The 15,544-nt window shown below is 69.5% G+C and carries 15 protein-coding genes; 10 read left to right on the top strand and 5 right to left on the bottom strand.

The window, feature by feature from the left end:
* Positions 1–40 precede the first annotated feature (40 nt).
* The 5 genes from FY251_RS15555 (at position 41) to FY251_RS15575 (ending at position 4,329) form a co-directional block, all read left to right on the top strand.
* Complete coding sequence (locus tag FY251_RS15555; RefSeq protein WP_148415999.1) at positions 41–697, top strand: HVO_0476 family zinc finger protein; 657 nt, start codon at positions 41–43, stop codon at positions 695–697.
* Between the two features lie 86 nt (positions 698–783).
* Positions 784–1,722: a bifunctional 2-polyprenyl-6-hydroxyphenol methylase/3-demethylubiquinol 3-O-methyltransferase UbiG gene (locus FY251_RS15560; protein WP_148416000.1), complete on the top strand. Its 939-nt coding sequence runs from the start codon at positions 784–786 to the stop codon at positions 1,720–1,722.
* Between the two features lie 21 nt (positions 1,723–1,743).
* Entirely contained in the window at positions 1,744–2,478 is a 735-nt protein-coding gene (locus tag FY251_RS15565; protein ID WP_148416001.1) for a protein-L-isoaspartate O-methyltransferase, read from the top strand.
* 123 nt (positions 2,479–2,601) lie between these two features.
* The gene (locus FY251_RS15570) at positions 2,602–2,883 is read left to right on the top strand and encodes a DUF2892 domain-containing protein (RefSeq protein ID WP_148416002.1); all 282 of its coding nucleotides are present in this window, start codon (positions 2,602–2,604) and stop codon (positions 2,881–2,883) included.
* A gap of 123 nt (positions 2,884–3,006) precedes the next feature.
* Complete coding sequence (locus FY251_RS15575) at positions 3,007–4,329, top strand: hypothetical protein (RefSeq protein ID WP_148416003.1); 1,323 nt, start codon at positions 3,007–3,009, stop codon at positions 4,327–4,329.
* A 32-nt stretch (positions 4,330–4,361) separates the two neighbouring features.
* Here the strand turns inward: FY251_RS15575 and FY251_RS15580 are convergent, their stop codons facing one another.
* Both FY251_RS15580 and FY251_RS15585 read right to left on the bottom strand, forming a co-directional pair.
* Positions 4,362–5,465 carry a pyridoxal-phosphate dependent enzyme gene (locus FY251_RS15580; RefSeq protein ID WP_148416004.1) on the bottom strand — a complete coding sequence of 368 codons (1,104 nt, stop codon included), beginning with the start codon at positions 5,463–5,465 and terminating at the stop codon, positions 4,362–4,364.
* Between the two features lie 58 nt (positions 5,466–5,523).
* Positions 5,524–6,480, bottom strand: coding sequence for a succinylglutamate desuccinylase/aspartoacylase family protein (locus FY251_RS15585; protein ID WP_148416005.1), 957 nt, complete (start codon positions 6,478–6,480; stop codon positions 5,524–5,526).
* 72 nt (positions 6,481–6,552) lie between these two features.
* On the opposite strand from FY251_RS15585, the gene FY251_RS15590 reads away from it, so the two are divergent.
* Positions 6,553–6,870, top strand: a complete 318-nt coding sequence (locus FY251_RS15590; protein WP_148416006.1) for a hypothetical protein — start codon at positions 6,553–6,555, stop codon at positions 6,868–6,870.
* A 36-nt stretch (positions 6,871–6,906) separates the two neighbouring features.
* On the opposite strand, the gene FY251_RS15595 is transcribed toward FY251_RS15590, so the two are convergent.
* On the bottom strand, positions 6,907–8,115 hold the full coding sequence (locus FY251_RS15595) for a potassium channel family protein (protein ID WP_148416007.1): 1,209 nt from the start codon (positions 8,113–8,115) through the stop codon (positions 6,907–6,909).
* 297 nt (positions 8,116–8,412) lie between these two features.
* Between FY251_RS15595 and citZ the strand changes: the two genes are divergently transcribed.
* Positions 8,413–9,552 carry a citrate synthase gene (citZ, locus tag FY251_RS15600; protein WP_148416008.1) on the top strand — a complete coding sequence of 380 codons (1,140 nt, stop codon included), beginning with the start codon at positions 8,413–8,415 and terminating at the stop codon, positions 9,550–9,552.
* A gap of 112 nt (positions 9,553–9,664) precedes the next feature.
* On the opposite strand, the gene FY251_RS15605 is transcribed toward citZ, so the two are convergent.
* Entirely contained in the window at positions 9,665–11,056 is a 1,392-nt protein-coding gene (locus FY251_RS15605; RefSeq protein ID WP_148416009.1) for an MATE family efflux transporter, read from the bottom strand.
* A gap of 356 nt (positions 11,057–11,412) precedes the next feature.
* Here FY251_RS15605 and ilvA point away from each other — a divergent pair, with 356 nt between their 5' ends.
* Positions 11,413–12,624 (top strand): threonine ammonia-lyase, encoded by a 1,212-nt coding sequence (ilvA, locus tag FY251_RS15610; protein ID WP_148416010.1) that lies wholly within the window; start codon positions 11,413–11,415, stop codon positions 12,622–12,624.
* Positions 12,625–12,668: 44 nt separating this feature from the next.
* On the opposite strand, the gene FY251_RS15615 is transcribed toward ilvA, so the two are convergent.
* Positions 12,669–12,875, bottom strand: a complete 207-nt coding sequence (locus tag FY251_RS15615) for a hypothetical protein (protein WP_148416011.1) — start codon at positions 12,873–12,875, stop codon at positions 12,669–12,671.
* A gap of 234 nt (positions 12,876–13,109) precedes the next feature.
* Here FY251_RS15615 and FY251_RS15620 point away from each other — a divergent pair, with 234 nt between their 5' ends.
* Both FY251_RS15620 and FY251_RS15625 read left to right on the top strand, forming a co-directional pair.
* Entirely contained in the window at positions 13,110–14,534 is a 1,425-nt protein-coding gene (locus tag FY251_RS15620; protein WP_148416012.1) for a cytochrome ubiquinol oxidase subunit I, read from the top strand.
* Complete coding sequence (locus FY251_RS15625) at positions 14,527–15,525, top strand: cytochrome d ubiquinol oxidase subunit II (protein ID WP_148416013.1); 999 nt, start codon at positions 14,527–14,529, stop codon at positions 15,523–15,525. The genes FY251_RS15620 and FY251_RS15625 overlap by 8 nt, the downstream gene beginning before the upstream one ends.
* The last annotated feature ends 19 nt before the right edge of the window (positions 15,526–15,544 follow it).

A 15,544-nucleotide genomic window follows, 5' to 3' on the forward strand; every position in this document is an offset into this window, starting at 1 on the left:
GAAAGGCGGCTTTTTACGGCCTGATGGGCTAGCGACCCGTATGAGCCTACCCGACGCCGGCGAGCGCGTCCCCCTCTCCTGTCCGACGTGTTCGCCCGACGAACCCACCGTCCACGAGGTGCTGAAGCCCGGCGGTCACTCGACCGTCCGGTGTACCGAATGCGGCCACGTCCACAAGGAGAAAGTCGAGATTCCCGACGAGACCGAGATGAACGTCGTCGTCTCGCAGGACGGCGACTCCGTCTCGACCGAGGTGCCCGTGCCGGTCGGCGCGACCATCGAGGTCGGCGACGAGTTCATCGTCGACACGCCCGAGGCGATTCAGCTCGTGCGCATCACGGGCATCGAGGTCGGCCCCGAACAGCGCGCCGACGAGGCCGAAGTCGCGGACGTGAAGACCGTCTGGACCCGCGTCGTCGACAACGTCGCGGTCAACGTCACCATCCACCCGAAGGACGGCAAGCGCGAGGACACCCGGAGCGTCACCGTCAACGTCCCCGGCGACTACGAGTTCGTCGTCGGCGAGACGGAGGCGTTCGGCGACGAGGAGGTCGAAATCGAAGGCCTCGTCGTCCGCTCGGACGCCCCCGAGTACCGCCACGGCAAGCTCGACCACCCCGGCGACATGGTGTACGCGAAGGACGCGAAGCGCGTCTACGCCCGCGACCAGACCTCGACCGCGTGGTCGGCCTGGTAAGGCGGAGCCGACGCCGAACCGCCGCCGACGGGCCGCCCCGCCCGCCCAACGCACGACCTTTTGTTTTCCGCCCCGTCGATGCGACCATGCCTACCCGCGACCGGTCGCAGTCGTCGGTCGAATCGCTCGCGCTCCTGTGGGCCGCCCGCGAGAGCGGCGTCATCGACGCGCTCACGACGAGCGCCGGCACCGCCGAGGCGGTGGCCGAGACCGCCGGTATCGACTCCCGAGCCGCCCGAATCATCGTCGAGGCGCTGGCCGCGATGGGCTTCATCAAGCGCGTCGGCGACGAGTACGAGATAACCAACCGCGCGCTCGGCTTCCTCGCCAAGCGCGACGTGCGCTCCATCGGCCGCCTCCCGCACGCGCTCGACCGCTTTTCGCTCTACGCCGACCTCCCGAGGACGATGGCGACCGGCGAGTCGCCCGCGTTCCCGGACGACTGGCTTCGGAACCGACTCGGCGCGCACGACGCCACCGAGGAACCGGTCGTCCGGGCCTGCGTCACCGCCGCGGTCCGCGAGGCCCCCGACGCGACGCGCGTCCTCGACCTCGGCGGCGCGTCGGGCGTCTTCGCCCGGGAATTTCTCGCCCGCGGCCGCGACGTGACGCTCGTCGACGACGCGGAGACCGTCGAGGTCGTCCGACCGCTCCTCTCGCGCGCCGGCGTGGACCTCGTCGCGGGCGACCCGACCGACCCGCCGGCGTCGGGGTTCAAGCTGGTCTTCGCCGGCGACGCCTTCGCCGGGCGCGACCCGGCCGAATCTCGGACCCTCGTCTCGGGCGCGTACGACGCCCTCGAACCCGGCGGGTCGGCGGTGTTCATCGACAGCCTGCACGGCCGGTGTTCGACCGATGCGACGGCCGGGCGAGCGGTGGACGCGCTCGCGACCGGCCGCGGCGACCTCTACGACGAGGCGACGGTTCGCTCGTGGGTCGAATCGGCCGGATTCGGCGGCTGTGCGGTCCGAGACGTGCCGGGGACCGACCTGCAGGCGGTCGTCGGCGAGCGTGCGGTTGATTAGGACCGACCTCCGAGGTCGACCATGGACAACTCGGTGCTGCGCGACGACATGGTCGACGGCCTGGAGCACTCGCTGGAGTCGCTCCCGGAGGCCGTCTCCATCGCCATGCGCGGCGTCCCGCGACACGAGTTCGTCACCGACTCGCCGTATCAGAACCGCCCGACGGAGCACCGCGACACGAACACGACCATCCTCGCGCCGACGACGGTCGCGCGCCTGCTCTCCGCGCTCGACCCCCGGCCGGACGACGAGGTGCTCGTCGTCGGCGCGGGCGTCGGCTACACCGCCGCGGTCCTCGCCGAAATCGTCGGCGACGCGCACGTCCACGCCGTCGACATCACGCGCTCGCTCGTCTACGAGGCGCGCGAGAACCTCCAGCGCGCCGGCTACGGCGGCGTCCTCGTGGACTGCCGCGACGGCGCGGAGGGGCTGGCCGACTACGCGCCCTTCGACCGCATCCTCGTCGAGGCCTCGGCGGTCCGCCCGCCCGCCCGACTCCTCGCGCAACTCGCCGACGGCGGCCGACTCGTCATGCCGAGAGGCGTCGGCGAGCAGACGCTCGTCGCCGTCGAGGACGGCGAGGTGGCCGAGTCGTTCGGCCCGCTGTCGTTCAAACCGCTGCTCGTGGACGGCGAGCAGACCGGGAGCATCGTCAGAAACCGGACGCGACGCGAGGACCCCGAGTACGAGGGCCGGGGGTGGCACGCCGGCCACGGCTGGGAACAGGACTGGATAGACTGGGGCGGCCGCGGGTAGCCGACGCGAGAGCGCGGGCGGGTCGACGCGTCGGCCGACGAGACAGTCACGCTTCTCCGGGCGCGAGAACCACCAATCCACGATTTAGCCGCCGAGCGCGTAGCTAGGACCGGTGAATCAACCATGGAGAAGAACGTCGGCGGTTACGACCGCATCGCGCGCGCCGTCCTCGGGCCGGTACTGATTATCGTCGGGGCGGCGGGTCTCGCGGGCTTCCTGACCATCGCGGCCGGAACCCTCGGACTCGTCGTCGCCGTCGCGGCGCTCCTCGTCGGAGCGGTCCTCGCGACCACGGCGGTCACCCAGAAATGCCCGCTCAACGACCTGCTGGGCTTCAACACCTACGAGGGCGCGAAGACGACCGATACCGAGACCGAATCCGCGGGCAAACCCCGCGCGCAGTGAGCGTTTCTTTGAGTCGCAGTCGAGACCGGCCGCCCCGGAGAGCGGTGATACTGACACCAAATTATCAAAACAGATAGCTCGCGGGAAACAGCTTTTGCATCGCTCCAGAGACCGGAAGTAGCGATGACGCCACCCATCCCGACGCGGAAACGGCTCCCGGACGACCTGCTCGAACGGGCCAACTGGGTCGGGTGGCGAATGCGGCGGTGTGACGGCGGGGAGAGGGCGGTCCCGTGCGACGCGACCGGCGGCCCCGCGTCCGTGACCGACGCCTCGACGTGGGCGACGTTCGACGAAGCGCTCGCGCGCGTTCGGGACGGCCCCGCCGACGGCGTGGGCTACGTCTTCACCGACGACGACCCGTTCGTCGGTATCACGCTCGATAGGTGCCGCGACGGCGAGACCGGCGCGACCGAGGGCTGGGCGCGGGCGCTCGTCGACCGACTCGGCTCCTACGCGGAGGTCCGCCCCTCGGGGACGGGCCTGCAGGTAATCGTCCGCGGGACGCTCCCCGCGGGACGTACCCGAGCCGAAGCCCTCGAACTCTCGGACGGCGCGCGGTTCCGCCCCGTGACCGGCGACCGCGTCGACGGCGCGCCCGCGGCGATTGCAGAGCGGAGCGACGCGCTCGCTGCGGTTCACGGGGCCTACGTCGAAGTCGACCCGGAGCCGCCGACGGTGACGCCGGTCGAGTCGGTCAACGCACTCGACTCGACCAACCCAGACGCGCCGAGCGCGGGGCGAGCCCCCGCCGACGCCCGCCTCGACGAGATGAGCGGTCCGGGTAACGACCTCGACGACGACGAGATAGTCGACCGCGCCTCGACCGCCGTGAACCGCGTGACGTTCACCCACCTGTGGCGCGGTGACGCGAGCGACTACGACGACCGCGACGAGGCGGACGCGGCGCTGTGTTCCATCCTCGCGTTCTGGACGGCCGGCGACGCGCGACAGATGTGTCGCCTGTTTCGGGACTCCGGGCTCTTTCGGCCGAAGTGGGACGAGGTCGCGTACGCCGACGGGTCGACCTACGGCGCGAAGACGGTCCAGCGAGCGATTCGGGAGACGAGCGAGTTCTACGACCCGTCGGGCTGGTCCAGCGCGGTCCGTCGGTCGTCCACGCCGTCGGACGACGGCCGGCGGCGTGGCGGACGCGACGAGGACGACGCGGCGACCGACCCGGGAGGACGGCCGGCGACACCCACCGACGCGTCGCCGATTGGCGAGCGCGGGGCGTTCGATCGGTTCGACGAACTCCGGGCGTGGCTCGACGACGTCGTCGCCGAAAACGAGCGGCTCCGCGGCGAACTCGACGCGGAGCGGGAGCGACGGCGCGACCTCGAAGCGCGGGTGAGCGACGGCGGAGACGAAGGCGGCGACGGGGGCGGAGAGCGAGACGAACGCGCGGGGCGCGGCTGGTCGTTGTTCGGCTGGTTCCGGCCGTGACCGCCGCTATCTCGGCTGTGTACTGAGCGAGTTCACGATTTGAGTCCGCTCCCGGTGAGCGGCACGACCACGTCGGCGTCGCGGTCGAGGACGCCCGAGAGACGCAGTTCGCGGAGCGCCGCGGGCGCGACGGCGCAGGTCGGCTCCGTGTAGAAGCCGTGGCGGTGGAGTCTGTCGAGTTCGTCTTCGACCGCGTCGGCCGACAGCGCGATGGCGTCGCCGCCGGTGTCGTCCAGCGCCTCGTGAATCTCGGCCTCGCGGACGGGGTCGAGAATCTGGATGCCGTCGGCGACGTCGTTGGTCTCGTCGGCCGTGTGGTGGCGGGCGTCGGCGATGGGCGAGTAGCCGGCGGCCTGCGCGCCGTACAGTTCGGGCATCCGGTCGGTCCACCCCGCCTCGTAGAGCGCGCGGAAGCCGCGGTACGCGCCGAGGAAGAGCGTCCCGTGGCCCAGCGGCGTGACGACCGCGTCGGGGACCGTCCAGTCGCGCTGGGCGGCGATTTCGTAGGCGACGGTGGCCGTCCCCGCGAAGAACGCGGGGTTCCACGCGTGGCTCGCGTACCACGCGTCGTCGGCCTCGACTGCCTCGACGCAGGCGTCGGTCACGGCCTGTCTGGAGCCCTCGATTCGGACCGGCTTCGCCCCGGCGCGCTCGATGGCGCGGAGCTTCGAGGGCTTGACCGACGCGGGCACGTAGATTTCGGCGTCGATGCCGGCGCGAGCGGCGTAGGTGGCGACGGCGGCCCCCGCGTTGCCCGACGAGTCCTCGACGACGCGCTCGACGCCGAGTTCGGACGCGAGAGAGAGCATCGTCGTCGCGCCGCGGTCCTTGAACGAACCGGAGGGAAAAACGTACTCCAGCTTGAACGAGGCCTCCCACTCCGCGGCGTCGACGAGGGGCGTCATCCCCTCGCCGAGGCTGGCGTGCGGCTCCGTGGGGAGGAACTCGTCGAACGCCCAGAGGCCGTCGCGGTAGTCGAGGTCGGCGTCGGCGGGGGCGGCCGCCGACGGCGACGGGTCGGCCGCGAAGTCCAGCGGCTCGCCGCAGACACAGCGCCAGCGCCACGCGTCGTAGGTCTCGCCGCAGGCGTCGCACGCGAGTCGGAGCCGGGTCGGGAGTTCGGGTGATGTCGTCATGAACGTGGGTGGGTGAGTCGAGTGGGATAGGGTCGAGTGGAGTGGAATGGAGCCGGTGTCAGTACGTGTCGAGGTCGATACCGACGGAGCAGACGTACTCGCCGGAGGCGACCTGCGGGAGGCGTCGCGCCCGCCAGAAGAGGCCGTCGTGGTCGGCGGTGACGCGGGCTTTGAGCGTGCCGAACACGTCGGTCACCTCGAACACCACGTCGCCGGCGGAGACGCGCTCCCCGAGGTCGCGCTTGAACCGGACGAGCCCGCCGACCGGCGAGCCGTACTGGTCGAAGCCGCGGGCGCGGGTCTGGGCTTCGAGCTCCGCGTCGCCGTCGAGGAAGTCGTAGCCGCGGAGGACGTTGTAGACGCCGCGGACGCCCTTCTCGATGCTCTCTTCGTCCCAGCCGACGCAGCCGCCGAGTTCGGGGTCGATAGTCGGAATCCCGGCGTCGGGGGCGGCGCGGGCGAGTTGGCCGTCGGGCCCCTTCTGGTCGAGGACGTAGCCGCAGCCGAACGTCTTGGCGAGCCGGAGGCACTTCGCGTGCATCCGGTGGTGGCGGCCGCAGCGGACGCGGACCTCGTCTATCATCCGGCTCGTCGAGCCCTGATGGAGGTCGACGATGAGGTCGGCGTCGCGGGCGGCGGCGAACGTCGCGGCCGCGATGCGCTCCGAGGAGGTGCCGCGCTCGTCGCCGGGGTACGCCCGGTTCATCTTCGTGTCGTCTATCGGGTTCCGGTGCTGCGCGACCTGAAAGGCGTGGTAGTTGACGATGCCGACGACGAGAATCGTCCCGGAAATCTCCGCGGGGTCGAGCTGCGGGACGACCCGCTGGATGACGCCGACGCCGTTGAGTTCGTCTCCGTCCGAGGCCGCCTGCATGTAGAGCGTCTTGCCCGACGACGCACCGTTGATGACGGCGACGGGCAGGCCGACGCTCCCGCCGTCGCGGGACTCGCCGACTTCGAGGCGGCCCACGTCCATCTCCCCGGGGGCCGCGCTCGCCGTTCCCAAGGTAATCATACCGCCAACCTCGGACCCACCTCCCTTTAGGGGTTCGGTCCGCTGAGGTCCCCCGAGGAAAGCGTTGCCGCTATGGTCTCGCGGCCGCAACCGGCGACCGTGACAGACGACGTTCCCGAACGGCCGCCGACGGGTGGACTGGTGCAGGCGCTGGACGTGCCCCGAAACGCCGCTATCGGGGCGGCCGTCGGCCTCGCGTTGGCCGTCGTCGCCTACCTGTTTCGGGTCCTCGAACTGTTCGGCCCCTTCGCCGGCACCCGCGAGTACCCGATACTCGGGCCCGAGGGCTGGTTTCTCCTCCTCGCGTTCGTCCTCGCCTCCGCGACGGCGCTGCTCGTCGCGACGGTGCTCACGCTCGTCTCGGCGTATCGGCTGAGTAAGACGCTCTGAGTCGCCGGTTCCGTTGGTTCGGCCTTCGACCCCGGCCTACTCGTCGAACTCGCGCTCGTCGCCGACGAGTTCGCCCAGTCGCTCCGCGCCGGCTCTGGTCCCCTTGGCGATGATGAGGTCACCGCCGTGGAGCCGCGTTTCCGACCCCGGCGAGACGACCCACTCGCGGCCGCCGGCCCGGCGGACCGCGATGACGCGCATCCCCGTTTCGGTCTTGACGCGCCGGTCGCCGAGGGTCGCCTCCGCGAGGTCGCTTCGGGGGGCGACCCGCAGGCGGATGATGACCTCGTCGGACTCCTTGACCGCGGCGGCGACGACCGGGTGGGCGTCGATGCCGCGGAGGACGCCCTCCGCGATTTCGAGCGCGGCGTCCGAAATCATCTCGGTCGCGCCCGCCAGTTGGACGAGGCCGCGGAGCGACACGGGGTCTTCGACCCGGCTCGCCGCGCGGAGCGTCCACGCCTCGAACCGGGACTTGAGCGCGTCCACCTCGGCTTCGAGCTCCTCGACCTCCTCGGCGACGCCCTCGCTGTCGAACAGCACCGCGCCGTAGGCGAGGTCGACGGCGAGTTCGCTCATGTCCTTCATCAGGACGATGGAGTCGACGGCGCGTTCGAGGTCCTCGATGGTCGGCTCCGGCACGTCCGGCGGGTCGTACCGGAGGCCGGTGGCGGCCTCGTGGACGGTCTGGAGGCCGTCGTCGCGGCCGCGGAGGAGGAGCACGTCGCCGGCGCGGAGCGTCGTCTCGTGGTCGGGGTTCGTCACCCACTCGCCGGCGCGGTGGATGGCGACGACGCGGACGCCCGTCTCGGTCTCCATGTTGATGTCGCCGAGCGCGCGGCCCGCGTAGGGCGACTCGTCGGTGAGTTCGCACCGAATCGTCGTCTCGACGGCCTCGGGGAGCGCCGCGCGGATGGCGTCCGGGAGGCCGATGTCCTCGATGACGACCTTGGCGATATCGCCCGCGGCGTCGGAAATCTTCTCGGCCGCGCCGACGACGCCGAGGACGGGCGCGAGTTCCTCGGCGTCCTCGGGGCTGCGGGCGGCCATCATCAGGCTCATACGCGCCTGTAGCTGGAGGATGTCCATCCGCTCTTCGAGGTCGAGGACCTCGGCCGCGAGGTCGTCGTTCGCGTGGAGGACGGCGGAGTACGAGAGGTCGATGAGTAACTCCGCGGTGTCTTTCATCTCGGCGAGGACGGCCTTGACGCTGACAGGCTCGTACTCGATGTCCTCCGGATTCATGCGCCCGGCTTCACGACGGGACGGCAAAAGGCTTGCCAGGAATAGTGGTGCCACCGTGGTTCGAGAGAACTACGCCGCCGACGTATATGACTGCGCGGGTCGTCCGAGCGGCGCGTGCGACCCGCTCGGGAGCCCCGTATAAGGGGGCCGGAAATGACGACAATTGTCGAACACTATTTTAGACACCGACTGTCCGCGAAACCGACGGACGGGGCTGCCGTCGTATGTGTATGGCGGTCGATAACATATGAGTGAAAACGGTAACGCTTTTTTGATATGGTAGGCAACGTTTTGGGTATGTCAGGCGAACTGAAGCGGGGGCTGGAAGGTGTGCTGGTCACCGAATCGAAGCTCAGTTTCATCGACGGCGACGCGGGACAACTCGTTTACTGCGGGTACGATATCGAAGACCTCGCACGGGACGCAAGCTACGAGGAAGTGCTCTATCTCCTGTGGCACGGGGAGCTGCCGACGCGGGAGGAGCTCGACGCGTTCTCCGACGAACTCGCGGCCCACCGCGGCCTCGACGACGGCGTCCTCGACGTGGCGCGCGCGCTCGCAGAGCAGGACGAGTCGCCGATGGCGGCGCTCCGAACGCTCGTCTCCGCGATGTCGGCGTACGACGAAAACGCCGACTTCGAGGACGTGACCGACCGCGAGGTCAACCTCGAAAAGGCAAAGCGCATCACGGCGAAGATGCCGTCGGTGCTGGCGGCCTACGCCCGCTTCCGTCGCGGCGACGACTACGTCGAACCCGACGAGAGCCTGAATCACGCGGCGAACTTCCTCTACATGCTCAACGGCGAGGAGCCGAACGAGGTGCTCGCCGAGACGTTCGACATGGCGCTCGTGCTCCACGCCGACCACGGCCTGAACGCCTCGACGTTCTCCGCGATGGTCACGTCCTCGACGCTCTCTGACCTCTACAGCGCGGTCACCTCGGCCGTCGGCACGCTCTCGGGGTCGCTCCACGGCGGCGCGAACGCGAACGTCATGCGGATGCTGAAGGACGTCGACGACAGCGACATGGACCCGACCGAGTGGGTCGAAGACGCCCTCGACCGCGGCGAGCGCGTCGCCGGGTTCGGCCACCGCGTCTACAACGTCAAGGACCCCCGCGCGAAGATTCTCGGCGCGAAGTCCGAGGCGCTCGGCGAGGCCGCCGGCGACATGAAGTGGTACGAGATGTCGGTCGCCATCGAGGAGTACATCGGCGAGGAGAAGGGCCTCGCGCCGAACGTGGACTTCTACTCCGCGTCGACGTACTACCAGATGGGCATCCCCATCGACCTTTATACCCCCATCTTCGCCGTCTCGCGCGTCGGCGGCTGGATAGCGCACGTCCTCGAACAGTACGAGGACAACCGCCTCATCCGCCCCCGCGCCCGCTACACCGGCGAGAAGGACCTCGACTTCCCGTCGGTCGACGAGCGATAGGCGACGCGTCGCACGCGACTTTTTCCCGTTCCCCGTCACCCGGAGCGACGCGTCGCCCGCCGGGGGCGCTCCCGCTTCCGTCTCCGCCGTCCGTCGTCCGAGCGCGCCGCGCTCAGTCGTCTTCGCCCACGTCGTCGACGCCGACGCTTCCGCGTTCGACCATGAGCGAGTCGGCGTGGCCCGCCCAGTCGGCGTAGTAGAACGCGACGAGCGCGAACAGCCCCATCCACGTAAAGGACAGGACGATGCCGATTCGCGCGCCGAGCGGGCCGTAGCCGAACACGTCGACCAGCAGGTACGACAGGCCGACGAAGAAGCCGAACACCCCGGTCAGCCGGGCGACGAAGGGGATTCGCGTCGCGCCCGCGCCCTGGAGCGACCCGGAGAGACCGACGAAGAGCGCCAGTCCCGGCGCGGCGAGGCCGTAGGCGACGGCGAACTTCACGGCCCACTCGATGTCCGCGCCGCCGCCGGAGCCGAGGAGGCCGACGACGGGTTCGGTGAACGCCGCGAGCAGGAGACCGATACCGCCGACCGTGACGACAGACAGGAGCGCCACCGCCTCGCCCTGATACCGCGCGGCCTCGCTGTCGCCCGACCCGAGGGCCTGTCCGACGAGGACGCTGGCGGCGACGTTGTAGCCGCGCGCCAGCGGGCTGGCGACCTGCTGGTAGACCCGGCGGCCGATTTGGAAGCCGGCGTTGACGGCGTCGCCGAAGCCGAGGAGCAGGGCGTTGAACGGGAACTCCGCGAGTTCGGCGGCGATACCCTCACCGACCCGCGGGGTGGCGATACGGACGAGTTGGCCGGCGACCGTTCGGTCGCGGGGGAGGACCAGCGAGGTCGGTGACGCGGGGCGGGCGAGCGCGACCAGAAGCAGTCCCGCCGAGAGGACGTTGGCGGTGGAAGTCGCGATGCCCACGCCCAGCACGCCGAGCGCCGGCAGACCGGCGAGTCCGAAGCCGAGACCGACCGACAGCCCGATGTTGACGACGTTGGCGAAGACGTTGACCAGCATCGGCGTCCGGGTGTCGCCGACGCCCTGCAGCGACCGCGAGCCGACGAGCGAGACCAACCGCGCGGGCGACGTGGCGAAGATGACCGCGAGATACGTCGTGCCGAGGGCGACGGCACGGTCGCTCGCAGGGAACGCGCCGATGGCCGCCTCGCCGAGCGTGAAGCCGAAAATCAGGAACGGGATGCCCGCGAGGAACGCGAGGAGGAGCGCCGTCGAGATGGCCTCGCTCCGGTTGGCGTCCGCGCCGCTCCCCGTGTCCTGACTGGAGAGCGCGATCGCGCCGCCGCCGAGGCCGAGGCCGATGCGGAGCGGGAACCGGGCGTAGAGGTCGGCGAGGCCGATAGCGACGACGGCGGCCGGGGAGAGCGCCGCGGTGACGGCCACGTCGACGGTCCGCATCGCCGTCTGGGCGGTCTGCTCGGCCATCACCGGCCACGCGAGCGAGAAGATGCGCTTCCAGACCCGCCGGAGGCGACCGATGTTCATGCCGAGGCCACGGACCTCGCGCAGTTGACGCTACCGGAAGCGGCGGTCCCGTCGGTCGCGTTCGATGCGACGCGCGAATGCCGAGCGTCAGACGCGAGCGCTTGGTCGCCGCCGTCGTCCGATTTCACTTTCACTCCGGGTGGGGGACGTTTATATGTACGGGGACCAGAAAGACAGTTGCACGTCACACGCGTGCATTCCCCCTTTCCCCTTCACCGACCGGCGAGCGACGGCGACGGCGCGCGTTGCCGGGGCCGAGGCCGGATTCTCAACCGACGACCGTGAGGGTTGACATCACGCCCCTGATGCGGAGCGGTTCCCGAACGATTAAACACAGACACGGGCGATTTCCGACCATGCTCACGCTTACCGACGTACGAGCCGCCCGCGAGCGCGTCGAAGCGGTCGCCCGGCGGACGCCGCTGGAGTACTCCCACACCTTCTCGGAGATGACGGGTGCCGAGGTGTACCTGAAGCTCGAAAACACCCAGCGCACGGGGTCGTTCAAGATTCGCGGCGCGACGAACCGCATCACGACGCTCTCCGACGAGGAGAAAGACGCCGGCGTCGTGACCGCGAGCGCCGGCAACCACGCCCAAGGCGTCGCGCTCGCGGCCTCGCGGGCGGGCGTGAACTCGAAAATCGTCATGCCGGAGTACGCGCCGATTTCGAAGGTGAAAGCGACCGAGCGCTACGGCGGCGACGTGGTGCTCTACGGCAACGACTACGACGAGGCGCAGGCGAAGGCCCACGAAATCGAGGAGTCGGAGGGCCGGACGTACGTCCACGCCTTCGACGACGAGTACGTCATGGCCGGGCAGGGGACCATCGGCCTCGAAATCGCCGAGGACTGCCCCGACCTCGATACCGTGGTCGTCCCCATCGGCGGCGGCGGCCTCATCTCCGGCATCTCGACGGCCATCAAAGAACAGTACCCCGACGCCCGCGTCATCGGCGTGCAGGCGGAACAGGCCTCCAGCGCCGCGGACTCGCTGAACAAGGGGTCGATTCAGACCATCGACGAGGTGGACACCATCGCCGACGGCATCGCCGTCCGCAGAATCGGCGACAAGCCCTTCGAGGTCATCCGCGAGCGCGTCGACGAGGTCGTCACCGTCTCCGACGAGGAGATCGCCGTGGCGCTCACCTACCTGCTCGAACGCGCGAAGACGCTCGTCGAGGGCGCGGGGGCCGTCGCGCTCGCGGCGCTCCTCTTCCAGAAGTTCGACTACGAGGAGGGCGAGGTCGTCGTCCCCGCGCTGTGCGGCGGCAACATCGACATGAACACGCTGACGACCGTGGTGATGCGCGGCCTCGTCGAGACGGGCCGGTACCTCAAGATTCGGACCGAACTGAAAGACCGCCCCGGCTCGCTCGAACAGCTCATCGGGATTATCGCCGCGGAGAAGGCGAACATCTACGCCGTCAGGCACGACCGCACCTCCCGGAAAATCGCGCTGAACGCGACGGAAGTCGAAATCGACCTCGAAATGCGCGGCCCCGACCACGTCGACTCGCTCCTCGGGGAGCTCCACGACGCGGGCTACGACGTGGACGTCCTCGACTGACCGCGTCGCCGGGAGCGGCCGGGTTCCGGGTTTGAGACCGGCGCTCAGACGAGTCCAGTGACCCCGATGAACACGAGAAGCGCGCCGATGCCGCGGTAGAGCCAGACGGGTGCGGCGGACTCCCCGGAACCCTCGGACGACGAACCGCGGAGAAACTCGTACCCGAACGCGTGGACTCGCGCGGGGAACGCGAGGTACGCGACGCCGAGCGCAACGGCCGTGGCGTAGAAGAGCTGATACGCGAGATTCATGTTCTGAATCCGACCTGTTTGGGCATATCTTCGTCGGTTCGCGGAAGCCCGCGAACGCCCGACTTTTAACCCGGTCTATTATGTCGAATTCGGGGGGTAGGACCCGTCTACGATGATTTTCAGTTCGTGGGAAGCATGCGGGGGTTGACCCTCCCCCAATACCAAGGCGTTTAAGAGGGAAGCTCCCGCCCACTCCTCGGTTCGCCCCGTCGTCAGCGATCCGCAACCCACACCATGCTCGACCCAGTCATCGCCAGTCGGCTGCAGTTCGCGCTCACGACCATCGTCCACATCATCTTCCCCGTGATGAGCATGGGCCTCGCGCCCTTCCTCATCTACTTCACGTGGAAGGACATCCGCACCGACGACCCGGTGTACGAACAGCTCAGGCGGTTCTGGACGAAGATTTTCGCCGTCTCGTTCGTCGTCGGCACCGTGACCGGCATCGTCCTCGAATTCGAGTTCGGGACGAACTTCGCGGCGTTCTCGACAGCGGCCGGCGAGCTGTTCGGCGGCCCGCTCGCCACCGAGGGGATGATGGCGTTCATGCTCGAAGCGACGTTCCTCGGGGTGTTCGTCTTCGGCCGCGAGAAGGTCTCCGACGCGCTGTATATGGTTTCGGCCGTCGCGGTCGGTCTCGGCACGTGGCTCTCGGCGGTGTGGATTCTCGTCGCCAACTCGTGGATGCAGACGCCGCGGGGGTACGAACTCGCGCGCGAGAGCGGCCAGCTCGTCGTCTCGCTCGTCGACCCAATCGCGGCGTACGCCAACCCGCGGTTCCCGTGGATGTTCGTCCACATGCAGAACGCCGCGGTGCTGTCGGTCGCGCTGTTCATGGCCGGCGTCGCGGCGTACCACGTCTGGCAGCGCGGCATCGACGCCGACGACGACCGCGAGGGCGCGCGCTTCTGGCGGAAGACGCTCAAGATCGCGCTCGTCGTCCTGCTCGTGACCGCGCCGTTTCAGGCGATTCACGGCGACGCCTACGGCCGGCACGTCTACGAGACCCAGCCGCAGAAGTTCGCCGCCATGGAGGCCGTCTGGGAGACCGACAGCTACGTCCCCGAGTACATCTTCGCCGTCCCGACGAGCCTCGACGGCATCACCGACCCGCGCGCCAAGGAACTGTTCGGCATCGGCATCCCCGGCGGGGCGTCGTGGCTGGCCAGCGGCGGCGACCCGCAGGCCGAAATCACCGGCCTGAGCGAGTTCGACACGGAGGCCCCGCCGGTCGCCGTCGTGTTCTGGTCGTTCCGGCTCATGGTCGCCGCGGGGTTCTGGTTCATCCTGTTGGCGTTCTGGGCGGCCTACCGCTGGTGGACCGACGAGCTGTACGACGACGACCTGTTACACAAGGCGTTCGTCGGCTCGTCGCTCCTCGGCATCTTCGCCGTCGAGGTCGGCTGGATCGTCACCGAGGTGGGCCGACAGCCGTGGGTCATTCAGGGCGTCCTCAGGACGAGCGAGGGGGTGTCGCCGGGACTCACCGGCTTCGAGGCGACGCTCACGCTCGCCGGCTTCGCCGTCGTGTACGCCGGCCTGCTCGCGCTCTACACCTACGTGATTCGCCGCATCATCCGCGAGGGGCCGCCGAGCGTCGACGAGACTGAGGCGGGTTCGGAGGCCGCCTCGCCCGCGGGGGTGACCGGCGATGACTGACTACGGCGCGTTCGCCACCGGCCCGCTTTTCGGCCTGCCGCTGCAGGAGCTGTGGTTCGGGCTCGTCTTCTTCATCCTCGGGATGTTCCTGTTCCTCGACGGCTTCGACTTCGGCGTCGGAGCCATCTTCGCGACCCGCGACGACGAGGAAGAACGCGAGACGCTTCTGGCCGCCATCGGCCCCTTCTGGGACGGCAACGAGGTGTGGCTCGTCGTCTTCGGCGGCGCGCTGTTCGCCGCGTTCCCGGCGGTGTACGCGAACCTCTTCAGCCGCCACTACCTGCTCATGTTCGCCATCCTCGGGGCGCTCATCCTCCGCGGGCTCGCCCCCGAGATGTACGAACAGCGCCACGACGAGGCGTGGCAGACGTGGTGGGGTCGGGCGTTCGTCGTCGGCAGCGTGAGCGCGCCCTTCTTCCTCGGCGTGTTCGCCGCCCACTGGCTCCTCGGCGTCGAGTCGCTCCTGTCGCTGCCCGGCGTCGTCGTCGGTCTCGCCGTCGTCGCGCTCACCGTCGTCGCCGGCGTCGGCTTCCTCGCCATGAAGACCCGCGGGAGCCTCCAGCGCGACGTGGCCGGCTACGGCCCCCGGGCGATGGCGGCCTACCTCGCGCTCGTCGTCGTCACGCTCGGCTACCTCGTCGCCGTCCGCCCCGACCTCGGCGTCCTCGCGCCGGTGCCGCTGGCGCTCGTCGTCGTCAGCCTCGCCGCCGCCGCGGGCTACCTGCTCTCGCTCCGCGAGGGGCGCTACACGCTCGCGTTCGGGACCGTGCCGGTCCTCGTGTTCGCGTTCGTCGCGCTCGTGGCGACCCTCATGTTCCCGCTTGCCGACCCCGCGACCGGACTGACCGTCGCGGACGCCATCGTGTCGGTGCTCCCGCTGAACATCATGAGCGTCGCGTCGGCGCTTCTGTTGCCGCTCGTGTTCACCTACTTCGGCATCCTCTACTCGACGTTCAGCGGCCCCGTCGAGACCGGCGAATCGTACTCCTGACCGACCGCACCCGACACCC

Source organism: Haloferax sp. KTX1, from assembly GCF_902410085.1.
Classification (GTDB): Archaea; Halobacteriota; Halobacteria; order Halobacteriales; family Haloferacaceae; genus Haloferax; species Haloferax massiliensis.

Bases quoted from the DNA above. Each gene is read 5' to 3' on its own strand.
- ilvA (WP_148416010.1), top strand. From the start codon at position 11,413: ATGCTCACGCTTACCGACGTACGAGCCGCCCGCGAGCGCGTCGAAGCG.
- citZ (WP_148416008.1), top strand. From the start codon at position 8,413: ATGTCAGGCGAACTGAAGCGGGGGCTGGAAGGTGTGCTGGTCACCGAA.
- FY251_RS15605 (WP_148416009.1), bottom strand. From the start codon at position 11,056: ATGAACATCGGTCGCCTCCGGCGGGTCTGGAAGCGCATCTTCTCGCTC.
- FY251_RS15590 (WP_148416006.1), top strand. From the start codon at position 6,553: ATGGTCTCGCGGCCGCAACCGGCGACCGTGACAGACGACGTTCCCGAA.
- FY251_RS15625 (WP_148416013.1), top strand. From the start codon at position 14,527: ATGACTGACTACGGCGCGTTCGCCACCGGCCCGCTTTTCGGCCTGCCG.
- FY251_RS15565 (WP_148416001.1), top strand. From the start codon at position 1,744: ATGGACAACTCGGTGCTGCGCGACGACATGGTCGACGGCCTGGAGCAC.
- FY251_RS15580 (WP_148416004.1), bottom strand. From the start codon at position 5,465: ATGACGACATCACCCGAACTCCCGACCCGGCTCCGACTCGCGTGCGAC.
- FY251_RS15615 (WP_148416011.1), bottom strand. From the start codon at position 12,875: ATGAATCTCGCGTATCAGCTCTTCTACGCCACGGCCGTTGCGCTCGGC.
- FY251_RS15560 (WP_148416000.1), top strand. From the start codon at position 784: ATGCCTACCCGCGACCGGTCGCAGTCGTCGGTCGAATCGCTCGCGCTC.
- FY251_RS15585 (WP_148416005.1), bottom strand. From the start codon at position 6,480: ATGATTACCTTGGGAACGGCGAGCGCGGCCCCCGGGGAGATGGACGTG.
- FY251_RS15570 (WP_148416002.1), top strand. From the start codon at position 2,602: ATGGAGAAGAACGTCGGCGGTTACGACCGCATCGCGCGCGCCGTCCTC.
- FY251_RS15575 (WP_148416003.1), top strand. From the start codon at position 3,007: ATGACGCCACCCATCCCGACGCGGAAACGGCTCCCGGACGACCTGCTC.
- FY251_RS15555 (WP_148415999.1), top strand. From the start codon at position 41: ATGAGCCTACCCGACGCCGGCGAGCGCGTCCCCCTCTCCTGTCCGACG.
- FY251_RS15620 (WP_148416012.1), top strand. From the start codon at position 13,110: ATGCTCGACCCAGTCATCGCCAGTCGGCTGCAGTTCGCGCTCACGACC.
- FY251_RS15595 (WP_148416007.1), bottom strand. From the start codon at position 8,115: ATGAATCCGGAGGACATCGAGTACGAGCCTGTCAGCGTCAAGGCCGTC.